Source organism: Synechococcus sp. SynAce01 (genome assembly GCF_001885215.1).
In the GTDB taxonomy this organism is placed as follows: domain Bacteria; phylum Cyanobacteriota; class Cyanobacteriia; order PCC-6307; family Cyanobiaceae; genus Regnicoccus; species Regnicoccus frigidus.
This window is the reverse complement of record NZ_CP018091.1, coordinates 1,710,622-1,722,907: the sequence shown is the minus strand read 5'-3', so window position 1 is coordinate 1,722,907 and position 12,286 is coordinate 1,710,622. Positions and strand designations below refer to the sequence as shown.

Here is a 12,286-nt window from a genome sequence, read left to right as displayed (position 1 = left end):
GGCCCTGAGACCCCGATCGCCATTCAAGGCTTGAGGAAAGGAGGCCGCAACTGCTGACAGGCCGCCAGTGTGGCCTCAAGCTCCGCCCAGCGCTGTTGAGCCACCAGCCCCTCCAGCTGCTCAAGGCAGCCCCGGTAATCGCTCAGCGCGTCCAGCAGCGCCTCCCGGTTGCAGCGGGCCAGCAGCGTGCCCAGCTCCGGGTTGCCACCGCCCACCCGGGTGGTGTCAGCAAAGCCGCTGGAGGCCAGGGCCCGCACCAGGGCCGGCACACCCCCGGCGACAGCGGCAGCCGATCCCCGCTCCGCAGCCTGCAACAGGGCCGCACTGACCAACACCGGCAGATGGGAGATCAGCGCCACGGCCTCGTCGTGGGCGGCGGCGGCGCACTCCAGCCACTGGGCCGCCAGCAGCGTGGCCAGCTCACGCACCACCGCCAGGGCTTCAGGGTCGGTGTCGGCCAACGGGGTGGCCACCCAGGGGCGGCCGCGGAACAGATCCCGCTGGCCGGCCTCCACCCCCGCCGCCGCTGTGCCGGCCATCGGATGGCTGGCCACGAAGCGCGGCACCCTGCCATGCCAGGCCTGGAGCACCGGGCCTTTCACCGAACCGACATCGGTGATCACAGCACCATTCGGCAAAGCCGCGATCAGCTCGGCGGCCGGATCCAGCAGCCGATCGAGTGGCAGAGCCAGCACCACCAGGCCACAGCCGGCCAGCACGGCTGGATCGGTGCCCACCTGGCTTGCCAGGCCCCGTTGGCTGGCCCGCTCCGCCGTCGCCTGGCGATGCACCCAGCCCCGCACCTCCAGGCCAGCCGCCCGGAGATCCAGCCCGATCGAGCCACCGATCAGGCCCAGTCCGACTAAGCCCACCGGTTGGTCGCGCCACAGGGTTGTCATCACCGGTACGGCCCGCTCAGCCCAGCTTCCTACGCTTTGGCGATGTTGGAAGCCCAAGCCCACCATCAGCTCAAGCAACTCCTTCGGCTTGAAGGTGGAAGCGGCTGGCCCCATCACCTCACGCTCTGCCGCCTGGTGGGGCGCAGCCTGCGCCGCAGCGATCACACCTTGATCCGGCTGGCGCCGGGCAGTGACCCCGATTGGCTGGTGGGACTGCTGGTGCCCCTGGCGATGAGCGAGGCTCCCTTGGCCCTGGTGGTCAGCGAACCGCTGCGCCGCCGCCTGCTGCAGGTGGAACTGCCCCGGCTGCGTGCCGCGGGGCTTGGCCTGCCCTGCTGGGAAGGGGAACGTGCCCCGGATCAAGCCCGACTGTGGCTGTTGAGCCACACGGACCTGGTGAAGGCGTGGCGCAGCGATGACCTGGGCCTCCGCCAGCTGGTAGTCCCGGAGGCGGAGCTGCTGGAGACCAGGTTGCGCCAAGCCCTTGAAATCAGCCTGGAGAACGGCCACTGGGAGCAGCTGCGCCGTGGCCTGCCCGCGGCTGATGCCAGCCTGCTCTCCCTGCATCAACGGCTCAGCCGCCGCATCTTCAGCCACCCGCAGAGCCCGACAACCCAGGTTCCCTTGGCCGCAGAGGAGGAGGCCCCGCTGCGGCAACTCCTCAAGCTGTTCGGCCCCCTGCCCGATCCATGGCCTGACTGGCTGGCCTCAGCCGGCCCCCGCTGGGCCAGTTGGGCCACGGCCGACCGCCAGCAGCTGCAGTGGCAACTGCACCGCCAACCCCTGGAACCGTTGGAGTTGATGCAGGGGCTGCTCAACGGACGGGGCGTGGTGCTGGTGGGCCAGCTCGGCAAGGAAGCCACCCTCGCCGGCATCAATCCCCGGGTAGTGGTTGATTTCGCTGAACCACCCCTGAGCGACCCACTGCCCCTCTACGTGCCCTTGCGTCAGCCGTTACCGAACAGCCCCCACTACGGCCACCACCTACTGGACCACAGCCGTCGGCTGGTTCTGGCCCAGGCAGGTCTGAGCATCGTGCTGGTGGAGGATCCAGCCCTGAGGCTGTCGTTGGCCAGCGGCCTGGCCGCCGAGTTCGGCAGCCGGGTCTGCCACCAGAACACCGCACCGGCCAGCAACGGGGTGATCTGTTGCGGCTGGGCCTGGTGGCTCGACCACCAAGACCGGCTGCCCTTGCCTTGTCAGTTGATCGTCGGGCCGTTGCCGATCAACAGCCTCGAGGATCCCCTGACCGCTGCCCGGGTGGCCAGGCTGCGGGAACAGGGTCGGGACTGGTTCCGGGAACTGCTGCTCCCCGAGGCCCTTGGCCAGTTGCAGCGGGCCACAGCCTGCCTGCGCAGAGGCCCCGGCCGGCTGGCCATCCTCGATGGCCGGGTGCGCAGCCGCAGCTGGGGCCAGCAGGTCTTCGCCAAGCTGGAACCCTGGTCAGGACTCAACCGGTTGCTGCCCACCTAATCTGAGCCCATTCAGTCAGACGCAGCGCGATGGGAGAAGCCAAGAGGCGTTTCGCCCAGGGGTTGCCCCCCCGCCAAAAAAAACAGGAGGCCAACCAGGACACCTCGCCGCGGCTGGTCTCCTGGCTCCCCCTCAGCCGGCAGCAGGCCGACCGCTTCGTGCAACTCTCCACGCAGGGTGCCTGGGTGGGCATCGCAGCCTTGGTGCTGTTCTGGCTCACCGTGCGCTTCATCGGCCCCGCTGTCGGCTGGTGGGACCTGGCCGACGGGCGCTGAGCGCAACCCGTCTGGGTCTGAGTATTTATACTCTCAACAATCAGAAGAAAACCTTAGGATCGCGGCACTACTTGTGCACCTTCCCATGTTTCTTCGCCTGGCTGAGCACTATCGCTGCCTGGTCCAAGACCTTGTCATGAGCCTGCAGGCTCTGGCCAGCAGCCTCAAGGCCAAGGGACTGGCTGCCACCTGTTATGCCTGCGGCGACGGACTTGAAGCCCAGGGCGCTTCCTTTGTGGCCGATCTTGGTGATGGCCACATGGTGCGATTCCTCGTTTCCGATTTCGGCATCACCTGGGTGGAATCACGCAACGGTCGTGAGCTGGTGAAACTGGAGGGTGCCGAAGCGATCCAGGAGCTGCAGCGGCTCGCCCTTTCCCTCCAGGAAACAGGTTCTCAGACCGTCAGCGTCAGCCAGGTACCGGTGGCCCTGGCCAGCTGACTAGCAAGGCCGGGAGGGAGAGCTGAACGGCCAGGTCCTTCAGCTCGAGCTGGCTTCAACCACTTCGCCCCCTGCTTCGTTTACAGCGGAGGCCGTGTTCGCCAACTTGGCGGCAGCCGCTGCCAGAGGCTTCATCGAATTAGCGGTGACATCGGCCCCTTCGGTGAGTTTGCGGCGCACGGCTGCTTCGATCACCTCTTTCTTCTCCGGGTTTTGCTCCAGCCAGGTGATCGTGTTGTCACGTCCCTGGCCGATGTTGTCCCCCTCGTAGCTGTACCAGGCGCCCTTGCGCACCACCACGCCGGTTTCCTCGGCCAGATCGAGAACACAACCGAGGGTGCTGATGCCGCGGCCAAACAAAATATCGAATTCAGCGATCCGGAATGGTGGCGCCACTTTGTTTTTGGCCACTTTCACCTTGGCGCGGATGCCGTATTCCTCCGTGCCGCGCTTGAGGGTCTGAATGCGGCGGATATCCAGCCGCACCGAGGCATAGAACTTGAGGGCGTTACCACCGGTGGTGGTTTCCGGGTTTCCGTAGGTGACGCCGATCTTGGTGCGTAACTGGTTCAGGAAGATCACCGTGCAGCCCGATTTGCCGATGTTGCCGGTGATCTTGCGCATCGCCTGGCTCATCAGGCGCGCCTGGCTGCCCACAGCCAGATCACCCATTTCTCCCTCGATTTCAGCCCTGGGGGTCAGGGCCGCCACCGAGTCGACCACGACGATGTCAACGGCGGCAGAGCGGACCAGCTGATCAACAATCTCCAGCGCCATCTCGCCCGTATCCGGCTGGGAGACCAGCAGATTTTCAACGTCGACGCCCAGGGCAGCGGCATAGACAGGATCAAGGGCATGTTCGGCGTCGACGAAAGCCGCCACCCCGCCGCGGCGCTGGGCCTCGGCGATGGCATGCAGGGTGAGGGTGGTTTTACCCGAACTTTCCGGGCCATAGACCTCCACCACCCGGCCCTTGGGATAGCCCCCGCCCAGGGCCAGATCCAGGGTGAGCGCGCCGGTGGACACGGTTTCAACCCGCATGCGGGAGGCATCGCCCAGGCGCATGATCGAGCCCTTGCCGAAGTTGCGCTCGATCTGTCCCAACACCAGGCTGAGCGCCTTGTCGCGCTCCGATGAGGCGGCAGGGCTGGAGCCGCCGGAGCGGGGATGGGCGAGCCGGAGGTCAGTGGTCTTGGGATCGGAGGCCATGGAGCAGGGGAAGCAAAGGAACAGGCTGCGGCGCGAAGATCCCGGCACGGGAGCGGCAGCGGCCTCAAGGCACAGATGCCACCAATGGGAGCTGGCGTATCAACTGAGATTAGTACAGGCGTACGCTAGCGGGTCAAGGCCAGATCGCCAAGGGGCCGGCGAAGCGGTCGGGCTCCAGCAGGGCGATCCCCGGCGGCAGGGCGGTGCGATCGCCTGGCCCCAGGTAACCCCAGGCGGCCAGGAAACAGCGCACCTGCTCCAGGCCGGGCGTGGAGAGGATCGTCTCGAGGGTGGGGCGGCGGTCTTCGATGAACCACAGCGGCCGCCCCAGGCCACGCAGCTGCAGCAGCACCTCCGCCTTACTACCCTGCTCGTGGCCGTAGAGCCGCCAGGGGCTCAGCTGCAAGGCGGCCAACAGCTCGCGGGCAAAGGCCGCACCCTTGGTGGTCAGAACGGCCCAGTCGGCACCTTCGCCAGAGAGGGCCAGCAGCCGCTCGGGCACGCCGGGATAGGCACGATGCAGAGCCAGCCAGCGCCCTCGGTCGCTGGCGATCGCCCCACGGCGCACCTCCTCCAGGGCCGCCTGCAGCAGGGAAGGCTGCCAACCGGATCGGGCCAGGGCCGCCGACAGTGCTCCGGCGTAATCGGCCTCAATCGCAGCCGGATCAGCGCCGGGGCGAGCCAGCTCGGCGGCCACCAACACCATCTCCCAGCCCTTGTGAATCAGGGGGCGCAGACGGGCAAAACCAACTGGTGCCTGCTCCGGCAACACCAGGCTGGGATCGAGGCCCAGAGCGGCCCGGCGGGAACTCCACCAGTACTCCGCCATGCCATCGACCAGAACCCCGTCAAAATCGAAGACCAGCAGGGGTCTGGAAGACACAGGGGCAGGCGCTGACTGAAAAAACTGGGCCGCTAGGATTCGAACCTAGGAATGGCGGGACCAAAACCCGCTGCCTTACCACTTGGCGACGGCCCAATAACCCGGTGGAGCCGAACGTCTCGGGACCGGTTGCTTTGCTAGTTACCCACAGCGGGCCGTCCTTCGTCAATCTCCTCTCCCTCGGCGCGCCGAAGCCGACCGACGCTTTTGGCCTTCAACGGGGGAAGACGCGCAGACGCTGTTGATCACCACTGCCGAATTCCGCACTGCGAAGGCCGTAACCGCTCACCTCCTCCGCCTGAAGCCGCCGCACCCTGGGGCTGCGCGGCAGCAGCTCCACCGGGCGGCCGATCGGCAGCACAACCTGCTCCACCGCCAGGCGGCACTCTTTGATCGCCTCAGACTCATCCTCGGGCCACGGAACAGGACCCATGGCCACCCCTGCCTGCCCTGGGGCCAACTCCCCAGGGGTGATCCCCCCTGGCGGCAGCTCCTGACGACGGCGCAACAACCGCTCAAGCCCGCGTACAACCTGGGGCAGGGTGTCGGCCTTGATCACCAGGATCGGCAGGCGATGGCGCTGGGCCAGGCGGCGCACCTCCGGGTCGCGGCCCAGCTGCAGGCGCAGACTGAGCACTGCCTCGGCCTGCTCCAGGTCACACACCCGCTGCACCGGCAACTGACGGCTGCGCGCCGCCTGCTCCAGCAGCTGGGAACTGACACCGCAGCAGAAGATCCGCATCAGAGCTGGCGGCGGCGGTTGATCTGGCAATCGCTCCAGCAGTCGCTCTGGCAGTCGATCGGGGCGCGCTGCGGCCGGATCAGGCAGGGGGAGCGGGGCCAGGGGCTGGCGTGCGCTCAGAGCGGCAGTCTGGCGCCGTGGCGGCCGCAGGCCCGCCTGCGGCGCAACGGGATGCTCCAGCCGCACCCGCCCGTCCGCCTCCAGCTCACGGATCTGGGGCTGGCGCGGCTGGCCGCGCAGGTGGCCATCGACGGTGGCGGCTACATCGACGTGAACCAGCCAGCGGCTGCGGCTGCGCATCTCCACCGCCAGCGGGAAGGTGGGGGCGGCGCTTCGCTCGAGCACCGCCTTCTGGCTGCCGCGCCGGCGCGCCTCCTCATCGCCCAGGGTGACCGACTGAAGACCACCGATCAGGTCGCAGAGCGTCGGGTTACGGATCAAGTTGGCCAGCTCGTTGCCATGGGCCGTGGCCACCAGCTGCACCCCCCTCTCGGCAATGGTGCGAGCCGCCAGGGCCTCGCGCTCGGTGCCGATCTCATCGATCACGATCACCTCGGGCATGTGGTTTTCAACCGCTTCGATCATCACCTCGTGCTGAAGTTCCGGCCGCGCCACCTGCATGCGCCGGGCCTGGCCGATGGCGGGATGGGGGATGTCCCCGTCCCCGGCGATCTCATTGCTGGTGTCAATTACCACGACCCGACGCTCCAGGTCGTCCGCCAACACCCGGGCGATCTCGCGCAGCGCCGTGGTTTTGCCAACGCCAGGCGGGCCCAGCAACAGCAGCGACTGGCCGGAATCGAGCAGGTCACGGACCATCGCCACGGTGCCGAACACGGCCCGGCCCACCCGGCAGGTGAGGCCAACCACCTCGCCCACCCGGTTGCGGATGGCGCTGATCCGGTGCAGGGTGCGCTCGATTCCGGCCCGGTTGTCGCCGCCGAATGGACCGAGCCGCTGAACCACCGAGGCCAGGTCGGCGCGCTCGATCAGCCGAGCCTCCAGCTGAACGGTACGGCCGGAATAGCGCGCCTGGGGGCTGCGGCCCAGATCCAGGACAATTTCCAGGAGATCCTCGCGGCTGGCAGGACTCGCCAGCGCCAGACGCACGCCATCCGGCAACATCTCCAGGAGCAGGTCGAGGTCATCGATGACCCGCCGAGGGAGAACGGGCGGGACGACAGCAGACGGCGGGATAGGGCCGGGAGGGATCACGAATTCACTCGAAGGGCAGTCTGGCAAGCCCTGACCAGCAGTTCTAGCGATCAGCAGGCCAGCCAGGGAGCCACCAGCCCCCGTGCCAGCTCAAGGGCCCGGGGCCAGAGCAGCCGGTCATCAAGCAGACGGTGCCCTCTTTGTTCGGCCTGGAGGATCAAAGGCTGCAGCAACGCCCTAGCCACACCGCCGAAGGCCACGCCAGCGGCCTGGCTCCTGGCCGCCAGGGCGGAACCGGCCTGGCGGCGGAACAACGGCAGGGTGGAGGCATTGGTTCCGCCGGCCAGCTGGAGGGGGCCTGGAGGAGCGATCGGTCGCACCGCCGCGAGCAGGCGCAGAGCCGCGTGGGCCGTGCCCTGGCCGATATCCCCGCTCATGGCCCGCCCATCGAGCTGCCAGAGCGGGCGGAGGCCACCGGCGCGCAGCCGGGCAAACCGCCCCCAGAGCTCCTCGGCCAGCTGGAGCGGGCGGACGCCGGCAGGGCCCTCCAGGCCACAGCTCACAGCCAGCCGCCGCAGGCTCAGCCCGGAAGCCTCCACCTGCAGCAGGCGCTTGGCGAAGGCCTCGCCACGACCAACGCGGGTGTGAATCTCCACCGCCTCGGGCCGGAGGCGGGCCAGCAGCGGCGCCACCATCGAGGCCGAGAGGATCTGCCCCTGCTCCTCAATCAGCCCATGGGGGCAGACCGGCAGACAGCGGCCGCAGCCATAACAGCGATCGGACTGAACAGCACCGGTCGCTGCAATCGCCAGGGCAGGGCAGACCTGCTGGCAGGGACGGGGGCAATCAGCTGGGCAGCACAGCGGATCGAACCAGGCCTTGCGGAAGTGGGGATCGTCCCCATCGCTGAGGCTGACCATCAACCAGGGCGGAGCCGCAGCCGCTCGTCGGGGCATGGCCTGATCAAGCGCCCAGGCCATGCCCCGACGAGCGGCTGCGGCAACAGCGGGGTCTGCGGCCACATCAATACAATGAACCCCAGCCAGGGTGTAGATCCCGCAGAGATCCTCGATCCCGGCAAGGTCCTGATTGCTGGCCCCGCAGATCAACTTGACCCAGCGACCAGCGGCAAGGGCCTGCTCAGGCGTCGACACACTGCTCCAAAGGCTCCCAGCGCAAACTGCGCGAGCCGCCCATCTCCGCCACGATCTTCAATCGTGGTTCCCTGCGGGTCAGGTTGCAGAGGGATGTCCTCTCCGCCGAGGACAACACCTGGGCCTCAAGCAACCACAACAACATCGGTTGGCTACCGACCAAGAGGGAACCCAACTGCGGCATGACCCGCTGAACGGTTCCTACCGCCGCATCACGGCCAACACTGTGGTGGCCGAGGTGGGGTGGACGAACCCCATGAAGCTCAAATAGAAAGGCCTCGGGGTCACCCAACCCTCGCGCCGAGGTCATCTGGGCCCGGTAGCCGGCAGCGCGCAGGCGGCGCATCAGGCGAGTTTCGGCTCCGCCTTCGAGCGGGGCATAAAGGGCCAACGCTCCTGCTTGCTCAAGGTCGTCACGGAAGCGGCGGCCAGTCAGCAAGAGGGGCATGGGAGGCTCCAGAACAACTGGACTGAATCTGACAGCCGGAAGCCTAAACCGGTCAGAAAGGCTGTGGGGTATGGTTTAAAGCTGTGCAATTGATCTGCGCCCGACCGCTAGCCGGGCCTCCGGACCATTGCAGGACCTCACCGCTGTCGGTGAGGTCTACCTAGGCCAGTCCATTTCCAGGTTTTTCACTTCCGTTTGAAAGGACAGAAGAGCAATTCATCGGAATGGCGGGAAACTGTCGCCTGATTTCGATCGGGCGGGAAAGTCCCAGCCTGCTGTTTCGCCCTACCGCTAGCCCAACCGGTTCTGCCCTGAATTTTCAGGTGCAGCCCCGGAATCAGACTTCCAGTCTGGTCCAGCGCGTTCGCCCGAATCAGCTTCACGTCTTCAGGCTTGCAAAAGCTTTGAGGCGCTGTCCTTGCTGGCGTTATTCCCTTCCTATGGCCATCGGCATTCTTGGGAAGAAACTGGGCATGTCCCAGTTCTTCAACGCGGAGGGCAAGTCCATCCCGGTCACCTTGATCGAGGCAGGTCCTTGCCGCATCACCCAACTCAAAACCCCCAGCAGCGACGGCTACACCGCCGTGCAGGTTGGTTTTGGCGAGATTCGCGAGAAACTCGTCAACCAGCCAGCTCGGGGGCACCTGGCCAAATCAGGCAGCGAGCTGCTGCGTCATCTCACCGAATACCGCCTCAACACAGTTGAAGGTTTGGAATTGGGTGAACCGATCACAGTCGAGCGCTTTGAAGCCGGTCAGAAGGTCGATGTCAGTGGTGACACCATCGGCCGCGGCTTCAGTGGTTATCAGAAACGCCACGGCTTCAGCCGCGGCCCCATGACCCACGGTTCCAAGAACCACCGCCAGCCCGGCTCGACCGGTGCCGGCACCACGCCGGGCCGGGTTTATCCCGGCAAGCGGATGGCCGGCCGCTACGGCGGCAAGCAAATCACCACGAGGGGTCTGACGATCCTGAAGGTGGACACCGAGCGCAATTTGCTGGTGGTGAAGGGTTCGGTTCCGGGCAAGCCCGGCGCCCTGCTCAACATCCGTCCGGCGCTGCGTGTCGGTGCGAAGGACGCGAACTGAGGATGGCAACCATGATTCAATGCGTCGTTCGCGACTGGCAAGGCAAGGAAGCTGGTGAAGCTTCCCTCGACCTGAAAGTCGCCAAGAAATCGTCCGCCGCCGGACTGGTCCATCGCGCCGTGGTGCGGCAACTGGCCAATGCCCGACAGGGCACGGCCAGCACACTCACCCGCGCCGAGGTGCGGGGCGGTGGCCGCAAGCCTTACAAGCAAAAAGGAACGGGTCGCGCTCGCCAGGGTTCCATCCGCACACCACTCCGCCCCGGTGGTGGCGTGATCTTCGGTCCCAAGCCTCGCTCCTATGCCGTGGCCATGAACCGCAAAGAGCGTCGGCTCGCCCTGCGTACGGCCCTGATCAGCCGGGCCGCTGACATCGTCGTGGTCAAGGGTTTCGCCGCCGACCTGGAAGCCCCCAAAACCCGCGAGATCGTGGCAGCCCTGCAACGCCTCGATATTGCCGCAGGGGCGAAAGTGTTGCTGATCCTCGACGGGCCGTCTGAAGCGGTGCGTCTCTCGGTTCGCAATCTCGAAACGGTGAAATTGATCGCCGCCGACCAGTTGAACGTGTTCGACCTGCTCAATGCCAAGCAATTGGTGCTGAGCGAGGAGGCACTGGCCAAGATTCAGGAGGTCTACAACGATGACTGAACGTTTTGCAGGCCGTTTGGCGGATGTGATCCGCAGGCCACTGATCACCGAGAAGGCCACCCGAGGCCTTGAATTGAATCAGTACACCTTTGAAGTGGATCCGCGTGCGGCCAAGCCCGACATCAAGGCCGCCGTCGAGGAGTTGTTCTCGGTGAAGGTGATCGGCGTGAGCACCATGAACCCACCGCGTCGCTCCCGGCGGATCGGTCGGTTCGCGGGCAAACGCGCCCAAGTCAAAAAAGCGGTGGTGCGCCTTGCCGAAGGCAATGCCATCCAGCTGTTCCCAGAGGCCTGAGGGATCTAAAACGTTATGGCAATTCGCAAGTACCGCCCCTACACCCCCGGCACCCGCGGCCGCGTCGTCAGCGACTTCAGTGAAATCACTGAGCGCAAACCCGAGCGCAGCTTGGTCGTCGCCAAGCACCGCAGCAAGGGTCGCAACAACCGCGGCGTGATCACCTGCCGCCACCGTGGCGGCGGCCATAAGCGGCTCTACCGCATGGTTGACTTCCGCCGTGACAAGCACGATGTGGTCGCCCGCGTGGCCGCCATCCACTACGACCCCCACCGCAACGCCCGGTTGGCGTTGCTCTTCTACACCGACGGCGAAAAGCGTTACATCCTTGCGCCTGCTGGGATTGAGCTGGGCCAAACGGTTGTCGCCGGCGCTCAGGTGCCGATCGAAACCGGCAATGCCTTGCCCCTCTCGGCCATTCCCCTGGGTTCGAGCGTTCACAACGTCGAGCTCTACGCCGGCCGGGGTGGCCAGATGGTTCGCACCGCAGGGGCCAGTGCCCAGGTGATGGCCAAAGAAGGTGATTACGTCGCCCTCAAGTTGCCATCCACCGAAGTGCGGCTGGTGCGTCGCGAGTGCTACGCCACCCTCGGGGAAGTGGGCAACGCGGAAATACGCAACACCAGCCTGGGCAAAGCCGGACGCAAGCGCTGGCTCGGCCGCCGTCCCCAGGTGCGCGGCAGTGTGATGAACCCCTGTGACCACCCCCACGGTGGTGGCGAGGGCCGCGCTCCGATCGGCCGCTCTGGTCCGGTCACCCCCTGGGGCAAGCCTGCCCTCGGCCTCAAAACCCGAAAGCGCAACAAGCCGAGCAACCGGTTTGTGCTGCGGAAACGTCGCCGCACCTCCAAGCGGAGCCGTGGCGGACGGGATTCGTGATGGTCATCAACCCCGTTTTGCACTCTGCTTAATCCGCCATGGGACGTTCACTCAAAAAAGGACCATTCATCGCCGATCACCTTCTGCGCAAGGTCGAGACGCAGAACAGCTCCGGCGATAAATCCGTGATCAAAACCTGGTCACGGGCTTCGACGATCCTGCCGATGATGATCGGCCACACCATTGCCGTTCACAACGGCAAGAGCCATGTGCCGGTCTACGTGACCGAGCAGATGGTGGGCCACAAGCTGGGGGAATTCGCCCCCACCCGCACCTTCCGCGGCCACATCAAGGACAAAAAAGGTGCCCGTTAAGGAGCGAAACACCATGGTCAATCCAACCCCACCCAGCACAGAAGCCCGCGCCCACGGCCGCTACATCCGCGGATCCGTTTCCAAGGTGCGCCGGGTGCTCGATCAGATCCGCGGCCGCTCCTATCGCGAGGCGCTGATCCTGCTTGAGTTCATGCCCTACCGCTCCACAGGACCGATCACCAAGGTGCTGCGCTCAGCAGTGGCCAATGCCGAAAACAATCTCGGCCTTGACCCCGCCTCGCTGATCATCAGCACGGCGATCGCCGACATGGGACCCTCCCTGAAGCGATTCCGTCCCCGCGCCCAGGGGCGGGCCTTCGCCATCAAAAAACAAACCTGCCACATCAGCATTGCTGTGGCAGCACCCATCACCTGAATCCCGA

At 66.1% G+C, this 12,286-nt stretch carries 15 protein-coding genes and 1 tRNA gene; 9 read left to right on the top strand and 7 right to left on the bottom strand.

All coding sequences use genetic code 11. From position 1 onward, the window contains the following. Positions 1-23: 23 nt before the first annotated feature. Complete coding sequence (locus BM449_RS08995) at positions 24-899, bottom strand: prephenate/arogenate dehydrogenase (protein WP_071802145.1); 876 nt, start codon at positions 897-899, stop codon at positions 24-26. Between the two features lie 42 nt (positions 900-941). On the opposite strand from BM449_RS08995, the gene BM449_RS08990 reads away from it, so the two are divergent. From BM449_RS08990 to BM449_RS08980, 3 genes are all read left to right on the top strand, one after another. Continuing rightward, complete coding sequence (locus BM449_RS08990) at positions 942-2,372, top strand: helicase (RefSeq protein ID WP_071800951.1); 1,431 nt, start codon at positions 942-944, stop codon at positions 2,370-2,372. A gap of 29 nt (positions 2,373-2,401) precedes the next feature. Next, on the top strand, positions 2,402-2,647 hold the full coding sequence (locus tag BM449_RS08985; RefSeq protein ID WP_071800950.1) for a DUF2839 domain-containing protein: 246 nt from the start codon (positions 2,402-2,404) through the stop codon (positions 2,645-2,647). A gap of 85 nt (positions 2,648-2,732) precedes the next feature. Beyond that, the gene (locus BM449_RS08980) at positions 2,733-3,089 is read left to right on the top strand and encodes a DUF1815 family protein (RefSeq protein WP_071800949.1); all 357 of its coding nucleotides are present in this window, start codon (positions 2,733-2,735) and stop codon (positions 3,087-3,089) included. A gap of 39 nt (positions 3,090-3,128) precedes the next feature. Here BM449_RS08980 and recA read toward each other — a convergent pair whose 3' ends face one another. The 6 genes from recA to BM449_RS08950 form a co-directional block, all read right to left on the bottom strand. Further along, on the bottom strand, positions 3,129-4,298 hold the full coding sequence (gene recA / locus BM449_RS08975) for a recombinase RecA (RefSeq protein WP_071800948.1): 1,170 nt from the start codon (positions 4,296-4,298) through the stop codon (positions 3,129-3,131). Between the two features lie 133 nt (positions 4,299-4,431). Continuing rightward, positions 4,432-5,181, bottom strand: a complete 750-nt coding sequence (locus BM449_RS08970; protein WP_071800947.1) for an HAD family hydrolase — start codon at positions 5,179-5,181, stop codon at positions 4,432-4,434. A gap of 24 nt (positions 5,182-5,205) precedes the next feature. Beyond that, a tRNA-Gln gene (locus tag BM449_RS08965) sits at positions 5,206-5,277 on the bottom strand. A 118-nt stretch (positions 5,278-5,395) separates the two neighbouring features. Further along, entirely contained in the window at positions 5,396-7,048 is a 1,653-nt protein-coding gene (locus tag BM449_RS08960) for an AAA family ATPase (RefSeq protein ID WP_071800946.1), read from the bottom strand. Positions 7,049-7,188: 140 nt separating this feature from the next. Further along, positions 7,189-8,232 carry an LdpA C-terminal domain-containing domain gene (locus BM449_RS08955; protein WP_071800945.1) on the bottom strand — a complete coding sequence of 348 codons (1,044 nt, stop codon included), beginning with the start codon at positions 8,230-8,232 and terminating at the stop codon, positions 7,189-7,191. Continuing rightward, positions 8,219-8,680 carry an NAD(P)H-quinone oxidoreductase subunit N gene (locus tag BM449_RS08950; protein ID WP_071800944.1) on the bottom strand — a complete coding sequence of 154 codons (462 nt, stop codon included), beginning with the start codon at positions 8,678-8,680 and terminating at the stop codon, positions 8,219-8,221. Before BM449_RS08950 ends, BM449_RS08955 begins: the two co-directional genes overlap by 14 nt. Positions 8,681-9,120: 440 nt before the next feature. Between BM449_RS08950 and rplC the strand changes: the two genes are divergently transcribed. Genes rplC through rplV form a run of 6 tightly spaced genes read left to right on the top strand, consistent with a single transcriptional unit; the run spans position 9,121 to position 12,279 of the window. Further along, positions 9,121-9,768, top strand: a complete 648-nt coding sequence (gene rplC / locus BM449_RS08945) for a 50S ribosomal protein L3 (protein ID WP_071800943.1) — start codon at positions 9,121-9,123, stop codon at positions 9,766-9,768. A gap of 11 nt (positions 9,769-9,779) precedes the next feature. Next, positions 9,780-10,415 (top strand): 50S ribosomal protein L4, encoded by a 636-nt coding sequence (gene rplD, locus BM449_RS08940; RefSeq protein ID WP_071802143.1) that lies wholly within the window; start codon positions 9,780-9,782, stop codon positions 10,413-10,415. After that, positions 10,408-10,710 carry a 50S ribosomal protein L23 gene (locus BM449_RS08935; protein ID WP_071800942.1) on the top strand — a complete coding sequence of 101 codons (303 nt, stop codon included), beginning with the start codon at positions 10,408-10,410 and terminating at the stop codon, positions 10,708-10,710. Before rplD ends, BM449_RS08935 begins: the two co-directional genes overlap by 8 nt. A 15-nt stretch (positions 10,711-10,725) precedes the next feature. Continuing rightward, entirely contained in the window at positions 10,726-11,589 is an 864-nt protein-coding gene (gene rplB / locus BM449_RS08930; protein WP_071800941.1) for a 50S ribosomal protein L2, read from the top strand. A 38-nt stretch (positions 11,590-11,627) separates the two neighbouring features. Further along, entirely contained in the window at positions 11,628-11,903 is a 276-nt protein-coding gene (gene rpsS / locus BM449_RS08925) for a 30S ribosomal protein S19 (RefSeq protein ID WP_071800940.1), read from the top strand. Between the two features lie 13 nt (positions 11,904-11,916). Next, positions 11,917-12,279, top strand: coding sequence for a 50S ribosomal protein L22 (gene rplV / locus BM449_RS08920; RefSeq protein ID WP_083544485.1), 363 nt, complete (start codon positions 11,917-11,919; stop codon positions 12,277-12,279). Positions 12,280-12,286 lie beyond the last annotated feature (7 nt).

What these genes read in the sequence shown, in the direction of transcription:
- BM449_RS08995 (WP_071802145.1), bottom strand. Translation starts at nt 899, where the DNA reads ATGACAACCCTGTGGCGCGACCAACCGGTGGGCTTAGTCGGACTGGGC.
- BM449_RS08990 (WP_071800951.1), top strand. Translation starts at nt 942, where the DNA reads ATGTTGGAAGCCCAAGCCCACCATCAGCTCAAGCAACTCCTTCGGCTT.
- BM449_RS08985 (WP_071800950.1), top strand. Translation starts at nt 2,402, where the DNA reads ATGGGAGAAGCCAAGAGGCGTTTCGCCCAGGGGTTGCCCCCCCGCCAA.
- BM449_RS08980 (WP_071800949.1), top strand. Translation starts at nt 2,733, where the DNA reads ATGTTTCTTCGCCTGGCTGAGCACTATCGCTGCCTGGTCCAAGACCTT.
- recA (WP_071800948.1), bottom strand. Translation starts at nt 4,298, where the DNA reads ATGGCCTCCGATCCCAAGACCACTGACCTCCGGCTCGCCCATCCCCGC.
- BM449_RS08960 (WP_071800946.1), bottom strand. Translation starts at nt 7,048, where the DNA reads ATGTTGCCGGATGGCGTGCGTCTGGCGCTGGCGAGTCCTGCCAGCCGC.
- BM449_RS08950 (WP_071800944.1), bottom strand. Translation starts at nt 8,680, where the DNA reads ATGCCCCTCTTGCTGACTGGCCGCCGCTTCCGTGACGACCTTGAGCAA.
- rplC (WP_071800943.1), top strand. Translation starts at nt 9,121, where the DNA reads ATGGCCATCGGCATTCTTGGGAAGAAACTGGGCATGTCCCAGTTCTTC.
- rplD (WP_071802143.1), top strand. Translation starts at nt 9,780, where the DNA reads ATGATTCAATGCGTCGTTCGCGACTGGCAAGGCAAGGAAGCTGGTGAA.
- BM449_RS08935 (WP_071800942.1), top strand. Translation starts at nt 10,408, where the DNA reads ATGACTGAACGTTTTGCAGGCCGTTTGGCGGATGTGATCCGCAGGCCA.
- rplB (WP_071800941.1), top strand. Translation starts at nt 10,726, where the DNA reads ATGGCAATTCGCAAGTACCGCCCCTACACCCCCGGCACCCGCGGCCGC.
- rpsS (WP_071800940.1), top strand. Translation starts at nt 11,628, where the DNA reads ATGGGACGTTCACTCAAAAAAGGACCATTCATCGCCGATCACCTTCTG.
- rplV (WP_083544485.1), top strand. Translation starts at nt 11,917, where the DNA reads ATGGTCAATCCAACCCCACCCAGCACAGAAGCCCGCGCCCACGGCCGC.